The organism is Halorussus limi (assembly GCF_023238205.1).
GTDB lineage: Archaea > Halobacteriota > Halobacteria > Halobacteriales > Haladaptataceae > Halorussus > Halorussus limi.
In genome coordinates, this window is the sequence record NZ_CP096659.1 from 3055373 (window position 1) to 3076391 (window position 21019).

13 protein-coding genes and 1 tRNA gene are annotated in these 21019 nt (G+C 58.7%); 9 read left to right on the forward strand and 5 right to left on the reverse strand.

What is annotated here, in order from left to right; genetic code table 11:
- Nucleotides 1–9 precede the first annotated feature (9 nt).
- From M0R89_RS15580 to M0R89_RS15605, 6 genes are all read left to right on the forward strand, one after another.
- Nucleotides 10–675, forward strand: a complete 666-nt coding sequence (locus M0R89_RS15580; protein ID WP_248649997.1) for a DUF8166 family protein — start codon at nucleotides 10–12, stop codon at nucleotides 673–675.
- Nucleotides 675–2318 carry an ATP-binding protein gene (locus M0R89_RS15585; protein ID WP_248649998.1) on the forward strand — a complete coding sequence of 548 codons (1644 nt, stop codon included), beginning with the start codon at nucleotides 675–677 and terminating at the stop codon, nucleotides 2316–2318. Before M0R89_RS15580 ends, M0R89_RS15585 begins: the two co-directional genes overlap by 1 nt.
- Nucleotides 2319–2896: 578 nt before the next feature.
- Nucleotides 2897–4288: an ATP-binding protein gene (locus M0R89_RS15590; RefSeq protein WP_248649999.1), complete on the forward strand. Its 1392-nt coding sequence runs from the start codon at nucleotides 2897–2899 to the stop codon at nucleotides 4286–4288.
- 67 nt (nucleotides 4289–4355) lie between these two features.
- Entirely contained in the window at nucleotides 4356–5720 is a 1365-nt protein-coding gene (locus M0R89_RS15595; protein WP_248650000.1) for a restriction endonuclease, read from the forward strand.
- A 290-nt stretch (nucleotides 5721–6010) separates the two neighbouring features.
- Nucleotides 6011–6586, forward strand: a complete 576-nt coding sequence (locus tag M0R89_RS15600) for a TraB/GumN family protein (protein WP_248650001.1) — start codon at nucleotides 6011–6013, stop codon at nucleotides 6584–6586.
- Nucleotides 6587–7948: 1362 nt separating this feature from the next.
- On the forward strand, nucleotides 7949–10189 hold the full coding sequence (locus M0R89_RS15605; RefSeq protein WP_248650002.1) for an Eco57I restriction-modification methylase domain-containing protein: 2241 nt from the start codon (nucleotides 7949–7951) through the stop codon (nucleotides 10187–10189).
- Between the two features lie 812 nt (nucleotides 10190–11001).
- Here M0R89_RS15605 and M0R89_RS15610 read toward each other — a convergent pair.
- A complete protein-coding gene (locus M0R89_RS15610) occupies nucleotides 11002–13272 on the reverse strand; it encodes an Aq_aa27 family P-loop NTPase (protein ID WP_248650003.1) in 2271 nt (756 codons plus the stop codon).
- 107 nt (nucleotides 13273–13379) lie between these two features.
- On the opposite strand from M0R89_RS15610, the gene M0R89_RS15615 reads away from it, so the two are divergent.
- The gene (locus M0R89_RS15615) at nucleotides 13380–13742 is read left to right on the forward strand and encodes a type II toxin-antitoxin system HicB family antitoxin (protein WP_248650004.1); all 363 of its coding nucleotides are present in this window, start codon (nucleotides 13380–13382) and stop codon (nucleotides 13740–13742) included.
- A 660-nt stretch (nucleotides 13743–14402) separates the two neighbouring features.
- Complete coding sequence (locus M0R89_RS15620; protein ID WP_248650005.1) at nucleotides 14403–15752, forward strand: tyrosine-type recombinase/integrase; 1350 nt, start codon at nucleotides 14403–14405, stop codon at nucleotides 15750–15752.
- A gap of 24 nt (nucleotides 15753–15776) precedes the next feature.
- Here the strand turns inward: M0R89_RS15620 and M0R89_RS15625 are convergent, their stop codons facing one another.
- From M0R89_RS15625 to M0R89_RS15640, 4 genes are all read right to left on the reverse strand, one after another.
- Nucleotides 15777–16901 (reverse strand): tyrosine-type recombinase/integrase, encoded by a 1125-nt coding sequence (locus M0R89_RS15625; RefSeq protein WP_248650006.1) that lies wholly within the window; start codon nucleotides 16899–16901, stop codon nucleotides 15777–15779.
- A gap of 221 nt (nucleotides 16902–17122) precedes the next feature.
- Nucleotides 17123–17197, reverse strand: a tRNA-Glu gene (locus tag M0R89_RS15630).
- A gap of 181 nt (nucleotides 17198–17378) precedes the next feature.
- The gene (locus M0R89_RS15635) at nucleotides 17379–18707 is read right to left on the reverse strand and encodes a helix-turn-helix transcriptional regulator (RefSeq protein WP_248650007.1); all 1329 of its coding nucleotides are present in this window, start codon (nucleotides 18705–18707) and stop codon (nucleotides 17379–17381) included.
- A gap of 51 nt (nucleotides 18708–18758) precedes the next feature.
- Entirely contained in the window at nucleotides 18759–19913 is a 1155-nt protein-coding gene (locus M0R89_RS15640; protein ID WP_248650008.1) for a metal-dependent hydrolase family protein, read from the reverse strand.
- A 229-nt stretch (nucleotides 19914–20142) separates the two neighbouring features.
- Here M0R89_RS15640 and M0R89_RS15645 point away from each other — a divergent pair, with 229 nt between their 5' ends.
- The gene (locus M0R89_RS15645; RefSeq protein ID WP_248650009.1) at nucleotides 20143–21012 is read left to right on the forward strand and encodes an alpha/beta fold hydrolase; all 870 of its coding nucleotides are present in this window, start codon (nucleotides 20143–20145) and stop codon (nucleotides 21010–21012) included.
- The last annotated feature ends 7 nt before the right edge of the window (nucleotides 21013–21019 follow it).

The following is a 21019-nucleotide window of genomic DNA, read 5'->3' on the forward strand; positions in this document are numbered from 1 at the left end:
GGTGAACCTATGACAGAGTCAGTAACAGAACTCGATACCCCGGACCTCGACTCGTGTGTCCGGATCGGGAGCATCGTTTCTTCAAACAGCCACCTCGACTACGTCGTCGAGATCTTCAAAGAGCGAGATTGTGACCGGCCGCCAAAGCTTCACGAGCGCGAATTCGGGCAACCCGTCTTCATCAAGAAGGTCATTGACGGGACGGAGCATGCGGTCATGGGTGTGATTTACGACACGAAGCTCGTCGATCCTGACCAAGGTCGAACCGGTCCGCGATTAGCCCAAGACGACCAAGCGCAGTTCACACCTGGATACATCGAGGAGCGAACCACGCTCGCTGGCGTGGCGCTCCTCGGGACAGCTGTCGTGACCGACGACCGGTCGATTACCGATCCGACGCATCGGATGCCGCGGTGGACGTTAGAGGTCGATGATACGGTCTACCACTGTCCGGATGAGGTGACCGTCTCCTTCCACACCGTCGACGGGCAGATCCAGCTGGCCTACCTCGACCGACTCATCGACATTGCAGGTGACCTCGGTGCTGAGGTCATCGTCGCACTGATCGACCGGCTCCGACGGATGCTCCCCGAGGACGATTCGAACCAGCGGGTACTCGATGTGGTGGAGCAAAACATCGAGTGGCAGGCGCACGAGCGCCGGGGGGTGGTCTAATGTCCGGGAAGTCCTCCGTTGTCGGTACTGTTGCCGGACCAGGTGATGACCCGAACGAGTTCGTCTTCGTCACCCCTGCGGACAAGTCGATAAAGACCGGGGAGTTCATCACCTACACTGTCTCCGTCGATGGAGGGAACCGGTCTGTGCTCGCCAGGGTAACGAACCGTGAGTTGATTCGCGGGCTACCCGAGGGCTTTCTCGCAGATCCCGAGGTTGGTCCAGATACGGTCGCGGCAACCCTCGGCGTCCCGACCGACGACACCGAATTGTACCGGCTGACGGCGACGGTCATCGGGTACTATGACACTGAGATGACCACGTTCGCTAATCCGCGACAGCTCCCGGCCCCAGGGACACCACTATCGATTGCTCCCGACCAACAGCTCGAAACAGTTCTCCCGAACCTCGGCTGCGAGACGGACAGTACTGACGTCACGGAGCTAGAAGGGACTGCGCACCTGGGATGGTTACTGAATCGGTCACCGAAGGCGACGAATATCCACATTCCAATTGAGGAGTTCGCTTCGACGCACCTGGCAATCCTCGCATCCACTGGGAGCGGGAAATCGTACACAGCCTCTGTGTTGATCGAGGAAATGATGGGGGCTGATTCCCGTGCCTCACTACTCGTGTTCGACCCGCACGGGGAATACGATACCCTCGCGGAGATGCAGGGGAACGAGGCATTCCGAGGCGAGGACGGGTACGAGCCGGAGGTCGTATACTACGACCCTGAACGACTTCGGGTTCGTATCTCGGAACTGGAGATAGGCGACGTCATGGCCGTCTTAGACAATCCGAGCAACCGGATGCAAGAGCGTTTGTCGACGGCATGGCGTGCGATGCAGCGACAGGAGAGTCGGACGTGGGGTATCGATGAGCTTATCGGTGAAATGGAAGCGAGATACGGGGAGGATGACGCGAGTGTCGGTGCGTTAGAGTGGCGACTTCGCCAGTCGATTGAGCGGAACGATCTGTTCCACCCCGAAGACAACGTTCCGCTGAACGAGATCGTGGATCCAGGTCAGTGTACAGTGTTGCAGATGGATACGTTGGATCGGTGGAATCAGCAACTCATCACGACCGTTCTCTTGCGACGGATGTATCGAGAGCGGCTCGATGCCGTCCGAGACCGAGACTCTCAGATTGAACATCCGCTCTTCGCGCTGTTCGAAGAGGGGCACCGGTTCGCACCAGCGTCTGGTGATGCGCCGTCACTTGGAATCATGCGAACGATCACGTCCGAGGGCCGCAAGTTCGGCTTCGGGCTGGGAATCATCAGTCAACGTCCGTCGAAGATCGACCAAGACGTGCTGTCACAGTGCGGGACGCAGATCTCGATGCAAATCAAGAACCCGAATGACCAGGACGCGATCAAGAACTCTGTTGAGGCTGCCGGTGAAGACGTTCTCCGTGAGTTACCTGGTCTGACGCCTGGGCAAGCGGTCGTCTCTGGCGATGCGATGAATACGCCGGCGCTGATACAAGTTCGGCAGCGCCGGACGTCCCACGGGGCAGGGAGCCGTCCCGTTATTGAGGAATGGCGTGACGCCTACGATCAGCGGCAGCGTGAACCGACACAGTCCGAAGCAGCCGACTTTGGTGAAGGCGATTCGACCGGTGTCCAGAGTCTGGATTGATGCCAACCGAATCACGCTGAATACCTATCACGTATTCTATGGATAGCGAGAACGGAGGTGTCCAGAATTATTCGCCGGCTTCAGCGGACCGTTAGTAGTGTTCCTCGGTAGCCTCACGGGGGGTGTCCAGAAATACTATCAAGAATATTCCAATTCGGGGTTTAAATCAAGACAACTGGGGTACCCGTTAGCAAACCAAGAGAAACACTAGTATCGGAGATAGCAAATTGGTGCTTCGTTCGTCTGAATAACCAGTGACTCGCTCTCTACGAGGCTCTTTGGTAGACTGTCAGTAAGAGTTCTTGTTTAATTAGTATAGTGGTGGCGAGCACTGTCAGTGGTGTCAACACAATCAACTGGCCTGCGCGCCGGATTCGTTCACCGTCGGCCCAGGATTTGAGGAGTGACCAGTCGAACCCGCGCAATTGGACGGACAATATTCCCGTCTCTCCAGCCCTGTTTCGCCTGAATCTTTCGCCGGGCTTGGTTCGGTACTCTGTTCGCAGTCCGAGCAACTCTCGGTTGGGCCTGGTTGACCGAATGTTTAAGTCATTATCGCAGTAATCATTACCCAGAGTATGACCTTCTACGACCGGGAGGCGGAACTCGACACCCTCACCGCCGCGGTGGAGACCCCTGGTGCGGACTTTATCGTTGTTTACGGGCGACGTCGAGTCGGGAAGACGGAACTCCTCAAAGAATTCTGTGCCAACCGTCCCCACATATACTTCCTCGCCGCGCAGGAGGCCGAACATAGACAGCGAGAGAAGTTCCTCGACCAGATCGCAGACCACTTCGACGAGCGCGTCCCGCGAATCGACGGGTGGGACGAGGCGTTCGAATACCTCGGGGAGCAACTCCAGCGTGAGGATCTCGTCGTCGTCATCGACGAGTTCCCATATCTCGTCGCAGAGAACGACTCGCTCCCGTCGTACGTACAAGCGTTCGTCGACCAGGAACTCGATGGGACGGATTCGATGCTCGTACTCTGTGGGTCGAGCGTGAGTACGATGGAATCAGAGATATTGGGTCACGAGAGCCCACTATACGGGCGACGAACGGCGCAACTCGACGTGACGCCGTTTTCGTTTCAACAGGCCCGAGCGGTCATCTCGTACGACATCCAGGATGCGATTCGCTCGTATGCCGTCACGGGTGGCACCCCGATGTACCTCACGCTGTTCGACTACACACAGTCGCTCGCGGCGAATATTCAGTCGCACGTACTGTCACCGTCTGCAGTGCTGTATAACGAACCCGAGTTCCTCCTGCGCACCGAACTTCGAAGCCCAGCTCGGTACATGAGCATCCTCGAAGCGGTCGCACTGGGCCATACGACCCCGAACGAGATCTCCGGCGCAACTGGGATCGATTCGGGACCGCTCTCGAAGTACTTACAGACACTTCGTCGACTTCGGCTCGTCAAACGAGATGTCCCAGTCACGGCCTCGGGGAAGAAATCCAAGCGGTCACGGTACCGGGTGGCTGATGAGTTCCTTCGGTTCTGGTTTCGATACGTCGAGCCGAATCGATCCAGTATCGAGGAAGCACCGGAGATCGTGTACGACGGGACGATTGAGCCGGATCTCCCAATCCACGTCGCAACCACGTTCGAAGACGTGTGCCAAGAAGCCGTCTGGGAAGGGATTCGACGCGGCACGTTCGACCCGTACTCGGAGGTCGGTCGCTGGTGGTACGGCGAAGAAGAGATCGACATCGTCGGACTGGCACCGAACGACGACCGAGTCCTCCTCGCCGAATGTAAATGGACGACGGAGCCGGTTGGGGAAGACCTCGTCCAGAGTCTGCGAGCAAAGGCAGAGAACGTCCGATGGGGGCCGCCGGATCGAAACGAGCGGTTCGCCCTCTTCTCGAAAAGCGGGTTCGTCGACGGACTCGAAGCACAACTCGACGACTCGTGGTCCCTTTTCAGCGTAGCGGACCTCGACGACCTACTCATGCCGTCCTGAGTGCTTCGATACTGATCCAAGGGAACGTATATACGAGACAAACAACCAAGAAATAGAACACATCAAAATGCCAGTTCTGGATGATCTCTCCGGTTTCGAGTTTGAGGACGTGATGGAGGACGTCTTCCGGAACCTCGGTTACGAGAACGTTCGGCAAGCAGAACGGACGGCTGACGAGGGGCGCGACATCCTCATGGAAGAGGTCGTTGACGGAACCCGTCGAGGGATCGTCGTTGAGTGTAAGCACACGGGGTCTGTCGGACGGCCGGTCGTGCAGAAACTTCACTCGGCGATTGCGACTTTCGAGTTCGATGGGCCGAAACGCGGAATGGTGGTGACGACTGGCCGATTCACAGATCCGGCTGTGGAGTACGCCGAGCGGCTTCAGCGGAACGATGATCCGTATCCAATCGAGCTTCTCGACGGTGTTGACCTCCGTGAGATTGCTGACGAGATCGGGCTTGACCTCTACAACGGTCGGATCGAAATCCTGTGCGACGAAACACTTCGGCCGTACGACCCAGCGACGTCAGTGACTGCGCCCGTCAAAGAGGCGTTCCAAGACATCGAAAACATCGATTCATCGGACCTTCCGCAGCCGAATTCACAAGTTGCATTCCGCCCAGTTGTCGCTGTGACGGCGGACACGAACGCAGTCTTCGAGACGTCGGTTGGCGTGATTCACCGGATCAACGACCGGTCCCAGTTCGTCGTCCACGCTGAACGCGGTCACCCCCGAACTGCATCGAGTGAAGTCTCGAACCTCGTGTCGGAGAACCTGCATGCGGCAGTTGACCTCGATGTGGATCAATTCGAGAACGTGTTTGATGCGGTTGAGGAGCGACGATTCGGGCAAACCCAGACCGAGTACAAGGAATGGGCAGTCGAACGACTCCAAGACTATCACACGACGACCGTCTCCTATACAGGAGACAATAACGTCACGTACACGAAGACGTGCGAACCGAACCGTTCCGACATCTCGGTGCAGTCAATCGAACCGGTGTATCTTCCACTCGTTCGTCACACGACTGACCTGCAGGAGTACTCGTATCCGTACGAGTATTTCGCCGCGGGGCCGTCACGCGTGACGAGCGAAGACGGCATCCATCAATGCGTCCACTGCGGCACGAACGGTGCCAACAACGCCTATACGTACTGTGCGAACTGCGGAAGCATCAACTGTGATTCACACATCAAGACCGAGCGACTGGAGGGAACACCGGTCTGTACCGGGTGCGCTGTAACCGAGCGCTTTGTGTTCAAGACCAAGTACTTCTACGACGAGGAAAACCGGGATGCGTTCCGAGAACAGTACGAAGCAATGCCGTTCCACGAGAAGGCCATGGAGAACACGCCGCTCACTGTCGGTGCGGTCGTCGTGACGCTGCTCCTCGTCGTCAGCCTCCTAGTTAGCGTCGGAGTGCTGTAGCAAGGTGTAGTACCCGAAGGGGTAGGATCACTTTCCAACTGTTTAAGTGGATTCTTGACTATCGCTTGTATGAAGCATAGAACCACTGGAAGTTCCTTCGCTGTAGAGGGATTCGGGATTGAACGGCGAGCGAGCGAGAACGGTGAGGTGAGTACGGTGGGGAGGCATCGATGAACAAGCGAAGCCGTTCTATCGAACCCACCGGAATCACAACGTGCGATACAGCCGGTCGCGTCGGCGGGGTGCACGTTCTCGGTGTGCTCCACGGACAACCGCTTGCGACTGCCCGAGTGACTGGCGCGATCACGCGATACGACCCGGACGTTGTCGCTATTGAAACGTCTGCGGAGGGGATCAGTCAGTACCACCCAGACGTTCGAGACGCGCGGTGGCCGCCGCGAGACGAACTCGAAGCCGCCGCGTTCGCAACGGATCACCTCTACGATCTGTTAATCGCCGGCATCGATACGCAGGACTACGAGACGGCAGTGGACTTCGAACAGCTGGATCGGGAGATCTTCACTGCACTCGGGCAGATCGACTCAGAAGACCAGTTGAGGCGGACGACGTACTACGAGTTAGACCTCCAGACGATCCGGCAGTGGCGCGACCTGACGAAGCAGCGAGCCCCTGACGCCTTCCAAACTGTTATCTCAGATCGTGACGCAGTGATGGCGGGTCACCTCACCGCACTCACTAACCACGACGACATCGACACAGTCGTCGCGGCTGTCGGCGTCCAGCATCTCACTGGCGTACTGGATCTGCTACGTGCGCCGTCGAAGATCCCCGACGACATCGTCGAGGTCCCACCGCTTGCGCATTACCGGTTATTCCCGCGAGAATCACCGTACTCGAACGCATAAGTCGGGAACGAACTACTCACCCTCGTTCGCTTCACTTTCTGTACTTCCCACGCATGTAATGGTGGAGTGTGAATACAGGTATAGCGTACTGTGACACAACCAACCCCTTTGCACGCTGGAGTCCATCACTGTTGACCCCGGACCCATGGAGAACCGGGCCGGGTGCTGCGGTCAGTAGCTATTAGTTTTATCCGATTGCCCCAGGCCCCAATCGTCACTCTCCATCGAGGTTGAACCCCCTGTCCAGAATGTCCAGGATGTCGAGAAGACGTTTTCCCTATAAATCCGGGGGGAGGGGGGTTGTCCAGAACCTCCTGCCCCATATGGGGTGTTTTTCTGAGTAGCGGGCTACTGTTTCCATCGACAGATGACCATGGTGAGTACCTCCGACTTTAATGTCAAGGCGGCTCAGTCGAATAGCCGGGATACACATATAATATGGTCGGGGAAGACAAGGGATCCGTGAAGGAAGAGAAACGCCTAAAGAGGCGGATCACATGTTTTTCTAGCGTATACCGCACGTTCGCCATCTATTCCAATTAGGGGAATATACTACCTACAACAAAAGAATTATAATATTATATCAAGTGTAGATGAACGGCTACTTCCAGGGGAAACCTGGGGTCGGTTAGGTGATCTTGTCGCCAATCTTTTGCTGATGTCCACTCTGTATTGTATTCATATTCTTCTAGCCGATAAAGCTGATTACGGCCTCGGGAATATCCGCTGAGGTTGGCCGTAAAGGTCAGGATTCCTCAAAATTCTGGGTACACCTCCTCGTACACCGCCCTCATCTGAGAGTAACAGGTGATAGTACTCAGTTAGTCCCTGGAAGACCCCCAGTTCGACTGAAGTGATATGGGTCTACTTTAGCGAAGTAATGTGGCCTAACAAGTGGTGGGAAGTTCTGGACAACCCCCCTCCCCGGGGTCTTAAGTGAGGGACTAGTTATTGACGTTCTGGACGTTCTGGACACACCCCCTCTATGGATTCTTTGCGAACAAACACCAAACACAGAACAAGAATACTGTTTGGGTGATGCTGTATCCTGAGTGGAACAGGAGATGTCCAGAATCATCTAAACGTAATCCAAACGTCCACACGGGGGATGTCCAGAAAACAAATAATTTAGTTTATATATTATGGCAATTCTCCATTCTGTCGGGTGATTCTGGATAATCCATTGCGATCCAACGTCGGACAGACCCTACGTCGAGAGTGTGGCGTTGCTCTGTGTTTATTACACTCTATCTACCGGCGATAATAGGAGTCTTCGGGGTTTCGAGGGCAGAGCTTTAAACCGGGGTGGTTCATCAAGCCGAAGCACCTCCGATGACGAATCAACGGCACAGACTTCGCCGGATGGCGAATCTCCACAGCACATACCCAAGTATCGATAGGGAACCAGCAATACCGGTAACCGGTATTGCAGCTACACCACCGGATGCACGGCGACGACCAGAGCCGCCGAATAGCGAGACAACAGTTCCAGAATTGAGGAAACACTCGGTCTTCAGCGATACCCTCGTCAAGCTACTCGAAACGACTGCTGCGGTCGTAGAACCAGGAATCACTGACGCATCACCCGCGATTCAAGAATTGGTCGAGTCGTGGTGTGAGTTACACGGGTACGCTCCTGACGATGACGAGACGCCTTCAATTATCGCTCACCAAGCGGTGTTCGCACTTCTATTGAAGGGCACGCTCTACGAATGGCACCATCAACGCGGTGACCTCCCAGAGTTCACGGGCGATGCACGTGAGAACTTCCAACTCGCTAGCGAGGAAACCGGTGACCCAGCGTTCACGCCGTGTACATTAGACGAAATTCTCTGGAGCGTTGAAGAGGCCGATACGACAGCCGTCACCGAAGCGCGAGATCGGCTTCTGAAGTCAACGCAGCCAGCAACGGACATCGGCCGCCTGTACGAGACGCTGATTTTAGGAGATCATCGTCGGGTGCTCGGGCAATACCGAACCCCACAGTCACTCGGGCAGGTGATGCGAACGTGGGCAACCAGTGGTGGTGATGTCGTACTTGACCCCGGAATGGGTGCTGGCGAACTGTCGGGACCGTTCCATCCAGATTGGGAGATAAGTACTGACCCGGACCACGTCCACGGGATTGATCGCAGTCCGCTCGCAGCGCTCGCAGGCCGGACAGCACAGACGATTGCCGGCCAACAACACGAGGCCCGCCGGTCTGATTTCTTCGACGTGGAACCCACGGACTTAGATCGAGACGTAGATGCGGTCCTGTGCAACCCGCCTTACACCCGTCACGACTCACTCCCCTCGGCGTACAAAGACGAACTCAACGCACAAGCCGAGGAACTGACCGGATTAGACATTCCGAAAACGTCACCGCTGTACTCGTACTTCTATTACCACCTCAGGCAGTTCCTCGACGTTGGGGATCGAGCGGCAGTCCTCACGCCACACCACTTCTTGGAGCGAGATTACGGAGAGTCCCTCAAACGGTTCCTTCTCCGGGAATTTGACATCCGGGCACTCCTCTTGGACAATCCAGAGAACGAGTCGAAATTCGACACGGCGCAGACGACAGACATGGTCGTGTTTTTGGAAGCGACTGATGAGCCGGACACAGGAGTCACGCGGTTCATTCGTGTCGACGAGAATCCTGGGGTCGAGACTAAATTGGAGGCAGTTCAGAACGGCATCCACGGAGAGACAGATTGGGGAGCCATCAACTGCATCGAGCAGTCAGAGCTGAACCCGGAGGAAAGATGGGACAATCTATTTGATCTCAATCCTGACGAACTGCCCGATCTGCGGCCACTTTCGGACATAGCGGAAGTCCACCGCGGATTGCAGACCGGTGAGAACGATTTCTTCTGCCTCTCGCAGGAACAGGTCGAGTCTTGGGGAATCGACCCGCAGTACTTGTCACGCATCGTTCCAAAGCGGCGTTATTTCGATGGATATGACGTCCGCGCAGACGATTGGGCTAATTTCGATGAACAGGGACGGCCAACGTGGCTACTCTATCACCTCGACCGGTTGCCCGGGGTTCCCGAAACGACCTACGACGACGAAGACGAGCGCGCCTACTGGTCAGAAGACTCGATGAACACTGACCAAGCACCCTCCATTGTCGGATATCTACGTCACGGCCTCACTAACCATGACAAACTCCCGACGAGGTCAAGCGTTCACGGCCGGGATCCATGGTACCGGGTTGAGCGCGGTGATACCGCACCGATTCTCGTGACTCCGATGAGCCGGTCAGAATTTCGCGCCATACTCAACGAAACCAACGCGCGGCACCTGAACAATTACTACGGGGTCTACCCGGACGCTACAATGAGCCGGCAAGGTCAGAGGGCATTACTGGCGTATTTGAACTACGTCTTCGCTGATAACGGGGTTTCTCAGTACCGACGGCAACTCGTAGGCGGGTTACAGAAGTTCGAACCAGGAGACGTCGGAGAGATTCCAGTCATTGACCCACGAGAGCAGCCAGACGATGTCGTCGCTACGCTTGCAGAGTGTTTCGATGAACTCCGGGAAGCGGCGCGATGCAATCAAGATGAAACGGCGGTGATCGAACGAATTGATACGGTGGTCCGACGCCTACAGTGATATTCGAGAATACTGGTCTGCGCAATTGAGGACGTCAGTACTCACATCGAGATTGAAGGAATGAGTAACGTGATTAGAAGCGTAGTTCCGTGGGTATCATCTCATCTGTTTCGGTGGTTCTGTAGATCAGTTTGTACACCCTGGAACTTGCACGCAGCTACTTACTCGCAACGGTACGCAGGTACGTATTGAGGTACATACGCATGTACATGAGTACGTACATTGCCGTGTACATGACCTCGACACTGGGATTTTGAAGGGCTGTCTCTTTGTCGACGATGATGCTCCGGCTGTCGGTCCTCAGGACGGTCTCGGTGGTATCAACACACGCGTTAGTTCCGGATAGGCTCACGTCGGCCTACCGACAGTGACCGCGGTTCTATGCAGTCAAGGATGTGTTTCTGGATCGGCGATCCGTTGGCGAGTTCATCACGATTAGTTCTTTCCGATGTACCTGGGTCGCTTCACCGGATTACAAACATTCCATTGTCGAGAACAGGGTGAACTGACCTCCGCCTCCAAATCCACTAATGCTCGGGATGAGGCCGAGTGTCACGACTGCGGACAACAAGCTGTCTGGGCGAATTTCATTTCGAGCACTTCGGAGTCACGCGTTCTCATCGATTGTGGTGATAAGCCGGGAGCTGAGGGTGAAGTTCCGTACTTGCAAATCCCAGAGGCAACCCCGATTGTAGACCTCGATGCAGTCGTGCTCACTCACGCCCCCGATCAGACGAGCTCACAGACTTCTATATGTTGATGCGTTGCTGTACAGTAGTATTCCACGAAAGTCATACAGTAGACTGAGAAGACTAGCCGAACAGCCGAGAAAGGAATCCACCGGAGTTGTCTGTATCAGACGCGTCTTCCATCTTAGCTGACTGCTCGGTATCTGTGCCGGTTTCTGCTGTCCCGTTCAGGAGTTCGTCGACGGAGTACCCGATCCACTCGGCGAACTCCTCGGGTGCACCGATGTAGACGCTCGTGGACGACTTCTCGGACATGAAGCGCTTGGGGAGACGCTTCTCGTAGTCGTACACCTCGTACTCTTCGCGGTCGAAGTCAGCCGTGATGGCATTCGGTTCCGGCTCGAACGTGACGCGACCGCCCTGAATGTCGCGCTGCCACTTCAGCCGCCCCGTGTCGTACGTCTTCTCGGCCGGCTCGTCAGCGGGGAAGTACTCGGGTTGCTCTCGACCAGCTTCGTCGTAGAACTCGCGGACGATGCGGCGGACGTCTTCGATAGTGCCGTTCCCGTCAGTCCACGGTCGCTCGGTGAGCATCCGGCGGGCCACGTAACTGAAGATCGGGTTCTGCCGTTCCAGCACGTCCGAAAGGTCTTCTTGCGCTTCGCGGAAGCCCGGGTCCTCCGGGTTGGAGGGGAAGGAGACGTCCATGCTCAGGATTTTCATCCGGTTCCGGAACTCGGATTTCGGAAGCGCGTCGTTCGTCGTGAAGATGAGGCACGGCTGATCGACGCTGGTCGGCGTCCAGTCGCCCCAGTAGTTCCGAATCGGGCTCCACCGTTGAATCTTCTCTTTCTCCGCGTCGATGATTGCGTACGGGAAGCACGTGTCCCACTCGCGGACGCCACGGACCTCCTTGACACCGACCTCGTCCGCGTCGACACCGGAGATGACCGTGTTGTCGGAGACGAGGCGAAGAATGTACTCGGTGAGCTTGTCCTTCCCTGCGTCGCTCTTTCCTTCGATGTAGAGATGTTGGAGGACGTTATCCAGCGTCCGCGACGGTGACGAGAGGGCTTCAGCGTACTGGTTGGCGAACGGAGCCCAGAACCCGTAGAGGAACGCCTCGTACATCTGCGCCATTACTGCGGTCTCGGACTGCGTGTGGCCGTGGTTCTCGACGGTCTCGATGTAGTGCTCGATGGTTTCGAGGCAGTGATCCAGGACTTCGGGCGTCGGCTCGTCGGTGGCGACGAGAATCATCTCGTCGTCTTCGCCGATCACGACCTGCTCGGCCTCCGGAAGGACGGACATCGTCGGGATGGCCGTCGATTCCTTGACCTGGTTGTTGTACGCGCTCAGCGGCGCGGTGATGCTGTGATCTTCGACGGTCGCACCGCGGTCACGGAGACCGGCTCCGAACTCGTCTGCGGTATCCTTGTCCACCTTGCTGGTTCCCATCCGGATCTTCTCGTCGGGGGCGCGAACCCGTGGCCGGTCGAGCGTATCCGTCAACCCCGTTTCGTGATCCGACTCCACGAGGCCGACATCCGGCGACTCGTCACTGTTCTCGTCCTCGCCAGACTCTTTCTCACCTGTCTGAGCGTCCGGTTCGACGACGTTGCGGTCGGCGTTCTCGGGTTCTTCGACGAACGCGACCGTCTCGTCAGCCTCCTCGGGGTCGTCGACGACGGCGGTGACCTGGTCGGCGACGTCTTTCAGGTCCTCGACGGCGTCTTGATTCAGTGCGGCCGTGTCGCTCACGTCGAGGTCGCCCGCACCGACCCAGTACTCGATGCGGTTCTCCCGCTCCTCCGGCGAATCGGCTTCCTCCAGCGCTTCGACGAGCCCTTCGAGGAGCGTCTGGTCGCTGTACCCCTCGCGGTACTCGTCGATGAACCGCTCGAACTCCTCGTCCAGCTCAGTCCCGACCTCAGTCGTGAAGACCGAGATTTGGTTCGTGTGGTACTCCCACGAGTTCCGCGAGAGGTTCGCCGACCCCTGTACGAGCTTCACCGTGTCGTCCGGCATGACGATCCGGTAGATCTTCGAGTGGACGGTCTTCCGATTCTTCAGTCGAACGGTGAGCCGGTCGTCTTGCCGAAGTCGGACGAGAGACCTGGCCGTCGAGACTTCGCTCACTTGGTCTGCGTAGTCTTCGGCGTTCCCGATGAGTACGTCCAGCGACCCGATGTCGTACTCGGTCAGCATCTTCACCATCAGCTCGGGCGTCTCCGCGTACGTCACCGCATCCACGTGACGAGCGCCTTCGAACAGGTCGAGGAAGTCGTCTCGTTCTTTCACCATCGCCAGGCGGTACTTCGCAGCACCCGATCCGTAGAACTCCGGCATATCGGCGAACCTGTCGAACGAGATATTCGCTCTCAGTTCGTTCATAAAGGAGGAATTCACCTAACACGAATAAACCCCTGCCACAGAGTGATAGGGTGGTGCACTCTATCCGTACCCGGAGACACTTACCACTCCTCGCTGTTGAGAAAATCATGCCGACGATTACGATTGAGCGAGAAGACGACTGGTTCGTGATTACGGACGAAGAGACCGGAGTGACGACGCAGGGAGAGACGAAACTGGAGTCGTTGCTGATGTTGGCTGATGCACTCGCTGGCTACGAAGACGCAGATGAAGACCTGCTAGCGATGGCACTCGACGTGTTCGTTCCCGAACCGGAGGCCGAGGAGTTGGTCGCTGAATTACGCGGTGACGAGTACGAGCCTCCGAATGTGTCTGAGGAACAGATTCGGAAACAACGTGATGCTACGTTACGACTGGCGAAATCCTACAGGACTACGGACTACTCGGATACGGATAATCTTGAGATGCTGTATTCGCTATTTAATGACTAAATTCTCGGTTTCTTAGCCCTGCTGCTGGCTAATCTACGCGAATCTCCTGAGAAGCGGTTGCCAAAGTCGAGTGGAATGACGGAACCTCCGTTAGATCTAATCTATCGTCTTCCGTAGTTCCGCATACCAGTTCGTACATACTGAGACGAGTACATATCTGCCTACTCATTGGTGTTCGCCAGTGGGTACTGAGGTACCTGTGTATGTACCTGAGTACGTACTTAGCCGTGTACATGACATCGACGATGGGATTTTTGGAGGGCGATTGTTTGTCGAGGGCATTGTTTCGACGGTCGTTTCAGGCAGTCTCTGCTGTCACAATATTCCCGGCAATTCCTGATGGGATTCCGCCAGATAGCCCGCTATCGGTACCGCCAGAAGGAGATGTGGTTTTCTAGTATCACTTTTAGGCCGGTATCGATATTTCGTTAACGGCCAGACGAGGGTATCTCCTTCCGGGAAACGGATCACTTCACGGGATTACAAACATTCCATTGTAGAGACCGGTAGTGGCGTAGGATCGGTTACCGTATTCCCCAAACAGAACTTACAGACCCTGGATAGGGCGATTATCCGGGGAAGGATACATTCGATGGAAGCACCGAAAGTGGTTGATTACGAGGGTATTTAGGTAACCGGTCCATTTCCCGGTGTGCTTCGATGCCAGACCACCAACCAAAATCGATCACGGACGCGCTTGCGGAGTCGCTCGGTGATGACGCGAGCAGAGTACAGAGCGATCTCGACGAGTTCTACAACTGGATGCTGACGAAGGGGAAGAACCCGAATCGACGACAGCCGCTGTCATCGTCGCTGTCGGAGAACTACCACGCACGTGTTGACCAAGTCTTCAGGTTCGTCATCGACCGCTTTGACCCATCGGACAAGACGGAACTCACGCACGACCAGGCGGATCTGATCGTCAAGTGGTTGGACCGCGACGAAATCCGTACCCAGAGTGGCGATCCGTACTCGGAGACGAGCAAGCGGAAGTTCGCTGATGCGCTCCAGAAGTACTTCGCGTGGAAGCACGACCAGTACGGGGCAGAGAAATGGCGGCCGCGGATCAACTTCACTGACGGTGAGCACGAACACGCCGACAAACTAAATTTCGAAGAGCGCTGGCAGGTTCTCCAAGCGGCGAAGGAGTACGGGTCGCTGCCGTCGTACTACGAGACGTCCGAGGAGGAGCGCGACAAGATCGATAGCCTCGTCGCGCAGCGACTTGGGAAACCGAAAGCCGAAGTCACGAGGAAAGACTGGGAGCGCGCGGACACCAGCAACAAAGTTGCTTCGCTCATCGCCGTGGCCCTGGAAACGGGGATCATCCCGGTTGAGGTCGAGCGGGCGCGTACGGACTGGTACGACGCGAAGCGGAACATCCTCAAAATCACGAAGGAGGACGCCGGGAAGGACCGGCCGACGACGGAACTCCCGCTCACGGATGAAACCGGCGAACTGATGGGCAAGTGGTTGCAGGAGCGCCGTCACTACGAGAAGTACGACGGGACGAATCGCCTCTGGCTCAACCGCGACGGGAACCCGTACAGTTCGAAGAACCTCTGCTACCTGCTCCGGCGGCTCTGCGACGAGGCGGGTATCGACCACGAGCACCGCAACATCGTGTGGTACAGCCTCCGACACAACCTCGGGCAATCCATCGAAGAGACGGAAGGCGTCTCACAGGCCCGCGACCAGCTCCGCCACGAGCACATCGAGACCACGAAGAAAACCTACGGCGAGTCCACCATCGAGAGTCGCCGCCACACGCTCGAAAAAGTGAACGAGACCGCACGACGGGCAGTAGAAGACCCGGAGTTCAACCCGTACGCGGACGAGACACAGCAACCGACTCGGGAGGACACGCCACAGGAACCCGCTCGGAAGACCCAAAACGAGACATCGGCCCCCGCAGCAGAGACTCCTCCTACGCACATCGACGCGGTCATCGACGACACTCAGGAGGACCGCGCCGACCTCGCTCAGAAAATACTGTCCGAAGAAATCTGACCGGGCCTGCTCGGCGTCCGTTTCTCAGCCCATCCGGTCTAGGGCGTTCTGACGGTCCTCTACGGGCGCTTGGTCGTACTTCATAGTTGTTTCAGGGCTTTTATGTCGGAGTTGAGCTTGAGCTGCAGCGAGGTCTTCCTCCCTGGTCATGTAAGTACCAGTGGAATGACGTATAGAGTACCAACTCATCTGCCGGTTTTCGTATGGGATGTCGGCCTGATCGCAGAGCCGGCGAAGGACCTTTCGCAGTGAAGCTGACCCGTAGGTGTTGCCGAACCGAGTCAGCCAGAGCTTGTCAGTGTCGTCGTACGTCGGGTCGTTCTCGCGCTGCTCAAGCCAGCGGTCGAGCGTCTCGGCCGTCCGGTCCTGAAGACCGACGATCCAGTGGCCGGTGTTCTTCGAGGACTGCTCCTTCGGGATGCGCAACACGGCGTTCTCGATATCGACCCAGCCCGTCACGGCACGCTCCACTTCGATGGGACGCAGTCCTGCGTCGAGACTCACCGAGACGAGGCTCGGGATCTTCCAGCCGTTCGCCTCGTCCCAGTCCTCCGGCGTCACTTCGGATTTCGGCTTCTCGAAGCGCTGGGCGAGGTAAGCCTTCCACCGGTCGCGCTCCTCGGAATCGAGGCCCTTGTACGACGGGACGCTTCCGTATTCGAGCGCGGCTTCCCGAATCTGGCCGCGTTCCTCACGTGTCAGGTAGTCGCGCGGCGTGGTCGTCTTGTGGCCGGTACTGAAGGACAGCTCCGGGTCCCACTCGTCTAACCCGTGTTCGTGTTCGCGCCACTTGTACAGCATCAGCAGCGCCTTCCGGCAGTTGTCCTTGTGGGCGTTGCTGTGGTCCTGCTTGGCGAGCCAGGTCAGGTACGCGTCGGCGTGGTCGTGCGTGACGTTCGTCGTATACCCGTCTTGGTCCCACACCCACCGGTAGAACTGGTCCATTCGGTGGGCGCGGTTCTTGACGGTAGTGCGTGCGTAACCCTCGGCCTTCTTGGGGTCTTTCCCGAATACGAGCAGCCATTCGAGGCACTGCTCGCGCTGGTTGCGGTAGTCGATCTGTTGGCGTTCGTTGAGGAGTTCCGCGGAGGGTTCGGGGACGACTGTAATCCCCTCTAGAGGGGTCGTTGCCTCGTCGGCGTTCTTCATTGCCTGCCACCTCGCGGGGAACCCAGGTGCTTGCCCGTCGATTTCACCCAATCGCCAGACGGCGTGGGGTTCAGTACATCTAAGGTGCTTGCCGCCGCTATATCGCTAATCGCAAGACGGCGGCGGGTTCGACCGGTCCATCGAAGGTAATTGCCCGTGAACATGCGTTGGTTTCACCGTTGTTCACGGACGAAAACTGCATGACGGGAGAAGGATGGGAGTGCTCCGTCAGGGATTTGAACCCTGGTCCTTGCCGTGAGAGGGCAAGATGATTGGCCGGACTACACCAACGGAGCGCGTCTGCATTCTTTCGTAATGGCACTGAATGTTTAACAGTTGCGTTTTCACGCCGCTGTGCCCCGGTTCCCCATATCAGCGAACTAATCGAAAACAGTTCACGCGAGCGAAACCGCGGCTTTCCAGCCGTCGCTCTCCGAACAGACTCGACCACCGATCAAAATGAACGGACGTGAACGATTACTCGCCTTCGAGCGGCGACCCCGCGGCGTCGGGTTCGTGACCTTCGAGGCTGATGATGTTCTCCCGGCCGACCCGAAGCTTACTGATGTCGCCGTCCTCCTCCATCTCCGAGAGGAGCATGCTGACCTTCGACTTCGACCATCCGGTCTCCTCCACGATGTTGACCTGCTTCATCCGGCCGCCGTTGTCGTCCAGCAGTTTCTTCACGCGGGCCTCGTCGGTCAGCAGTTCCTCGTCGCTGACCGACGGTTCGGAGGGTGTCGTTCCGCCGTTGCCCGCGGTCGCGGCCGTCCCGCCGTCGTCGCCGCCGTCGGGGTCGTCCGTCCCGTTGGCGAACGACCCGAAGTCACCCTGTCGGTAGGCGAAGGCGGCCGCGAGACCGAGGAGGACGACGACGGCACCGATGAACATCATCAGCAGCGACCAGCCGTCGCCGCTCGACGGCGGTTGCCCGGCCGGATTAGTCGTGACGGTCGCGTTGTTGGCACCGCCGGCGTTGGTCGTCTCCTCGGTCGTCGTGGTCGTGCCCTTCACCGGTTCGAACTTGACGCGCGGGCGCTGGTCGATGAAGTTGTGTTCGCCCTGCCACGTGACCGACTCGCTGGTCGACAGCGAGTCGCCCGACGGCTGGGCCGACTTCGCGGGTTGAGCGGACGTGAACTGGAGTCCGGTCCCGGTGTGGACGACCAGCGACTGGTTCGGGCCGATGTAGAGACCGCCCTCGAACACGTCGCCGATGATGACCGTCTCGCCCTCTGCGGTCGCGAAACTCGTCCACTGGAACGACATCTTGACGATGCCGCGGTTGTTGTTCACGAGGCCGCCGACGTACGCCCGTTTGTCGAAGTGCTGGGCCTTCATCGCGCGGCCGGTCGCGTTCTGCCCGGCGCTGGCCAACTGCCGCGCCTGTCGCTTGAAGTTCGTGTACAACTCCGTCGAGTTGTTGTTGAACTCGTCGGCGAACTGTTCGAACTGCTGGCGCTCGCTCTCGTTGTTCAGCGTGCGCTGGTAGGTGAACGTCCACTCGGCGGTTCCGTTCTCGTGAACCGTGATGTGGAACTCGACGGTGTCGAAGTTCTCGGCGACGCCGAGTGTCTTCGGGGTGGCCGAGAGCCTCGCCGGAGATTCGTCCGCCGTCGCTGCGGTGTTATCCGGCGTACGAGGTGTCTCAGAGAAGGTTCGCGGGGTTTCGTCGGAGGTCTCCGTGGAGGGCGTCGTCGGGGGTGCCGTCGCGTCACGCGCGGGGAGGACGCCCAGAACCGGCGCTACGGGCACCGTCCCGACGAGTAGCACGACTACGAGGCCGACAGCCAGCAGCCGTCTCATGTACCTTAATCCTCCATTGCCCGGTATAAAAGACCTTTTGACGTAGGCTTGTCACCGGACTGTGGTTCCACGACTCACGACTCGCGTTGGCGATTGCCACGCGGTCACGTCGTCCAGCGGATTCTCGTCCAACACCACGAGGTCGGCGCGAGCGCCCTCCGCGACCGTTCCCACGTCGTCGAGACCGAGCAGGTCGGCGGCGTTGACCGTCGCGGCCTCCAAGGCCTGTCGCTCCGAGAGACCGTGTTCGACCATCAACTCCAACTCCTCGGGGGCGTCCGCGAGGTAGTTGAACGGCGTTCCGGCGTCGGTCCCCATCGCTATCGGCACCCCGGCGTCGAGCGCGTACTCGAAGGCGTCGGCCCACGCCTCCTTGGCCTCCTCGGCCTTCTCGACCGCAAACTCCGGAATCCCGGCCTCGGTTCCCGCCTCGACGATGCCGTAGAGCGCCTTCGCGGTCGGCACCCAGTAGGTCCCACGGTCGGCCATCAGTTCGGCCGCCTCCCGGTCCATGAACGTCCCGTGTTCGACGCTGGAGATGCCGGCCCGGACCGCGTTCTTGATGCCTTCGGTCCCGTGGGCGTGGGCCGCGGTCGGCACCTGCTTGGCCCCGGCGGTCTCCACGACGGTTTCGAGTTCCGCCTCGTCGAGTTCCGGCATGCCTGTGAGCGCGCCCTCGGTCAGGACGCCGCCGGTCGCCATGCACTTGACCACGTCCGCGCCGCGCTTGAGTTGCTCGCGGACCGCCTTCTTGACCTCGGGCACGCCGTCGGCCTCGCGGCCGAACCAGTGGCCGTGCCCGCCGGTCATCACGACGTTCTCGCCGCACGCGACGACGCGCGGTCCGTCGAGGACGCCCGCCTCGACCGCGTCGCGGGCGTCGAGCGCGAGCGACCCCGACGCGCCGAGGTCGCGAACGGTCGTGACGCCCGCGTCGAGCGCGTCCCGGAGATTGGCCGCCGCCCGGTAGGCTAACGTCGATTCGCTGTCGCCGCTGATTTCGCCCGGGTCCGCTCGCCCGTCCATCATCAGGTGGACGTGGGCGTCCACGAGTCCCGGCGCGACGAATCGCCCGGTCGCGTCTATCTCCTCGTCGGGGTCGTCGGGCGCGTCGCCGACCGATACGATTCGTCCGCCTTCGACCGCCACGTCCGCCTCTCTGGTCCCGTCGGCGTCCACGACGGTCCCTCCTCGAAGTGCGAGCATACCGCACACTTCGCGCTCCGCCTCCTAAATACCGGGGTAGCGGTAATTTCATTCGACGCGCCCGCTCGGTCCCACCGCCTCACGGCGACCGGCTTCGAAACAGTCGGGTCGCCGTCACGCGCTCGCAAGTCCGTCCTCCGGGAGTCTGGGCCGCAGTTCCGTCACCCGACGGGAGTCCTATCAGCGAGCGGGAAAAGTACCTATTGCACTCCGGTGCCAGTTTCGTATCATGGTCGATTACGAGGAGTGGACCGCCGAACTCGACTCGCACGAGGTGACTGTAGACGGACACGACCTCGAAATGGCGTACTACGACGCGGGCGGCGACGGCGATTCGACGGCGTCGGACAACCCGGTGGTGCTCCTGCACGGCATCCCCACTTCGTCGTTCCTCTGGCGGGACGTTGCGACCGCGCTGGCCGACGACCGCCGCGTCGTCGTCCCCGACATGGTGGGGTACGGCCAGTCCTCGATGCGCGACGAGTTCGACCGGTCGATACGCGCTCAGGAGGCGGCGGTCGCCGACCTCCTCGACGGTCTGGGCGCGGACACCGTCTCGTTCGTCGGCCACGACTTGGGCGGCGGCGTCGCACTCCGGTATGCGGTCCACCGGCCCGACGCCGTGGACCGACTCGCGCTGTCGAACGCGGTCGCCTACGACTCGTGGCCCGTCGAACCCATCGTGGACATCGGCCTCCCGTCCACCGCGAAAGAGAACACCGTCGAGGAAGTTCAGCAGACGCTCGACGACATGTTCCGGGAGAGTCTGACGGCCGAAGACCCCGAGGAGGAGTTCGTCGAGGGGATGAAGGCACCCTGGAACTCCGAGGAGGGACTGGTCTCGCTCGTCCGGAGTGCGGCCGCGACGAACACCAACCACACCACCGAAATCGACCCGAACGAGGTCACGGCCGAGGCGCTCCTGCTGTGGGGCGCAGACGACCAGTTCCAGCCTATCGAGACCGCGGAACGCCTCGCCGACGATATCGAATCGGCCGAAGTCGTCGGACTCGACGACGCGAACCACTGGGTCGTACAGGACCGACCCGACCGCTATCTGGAGGAACTTAGGTCGTTCCTCGTCGAGGACACTGCCTGACCGGCGA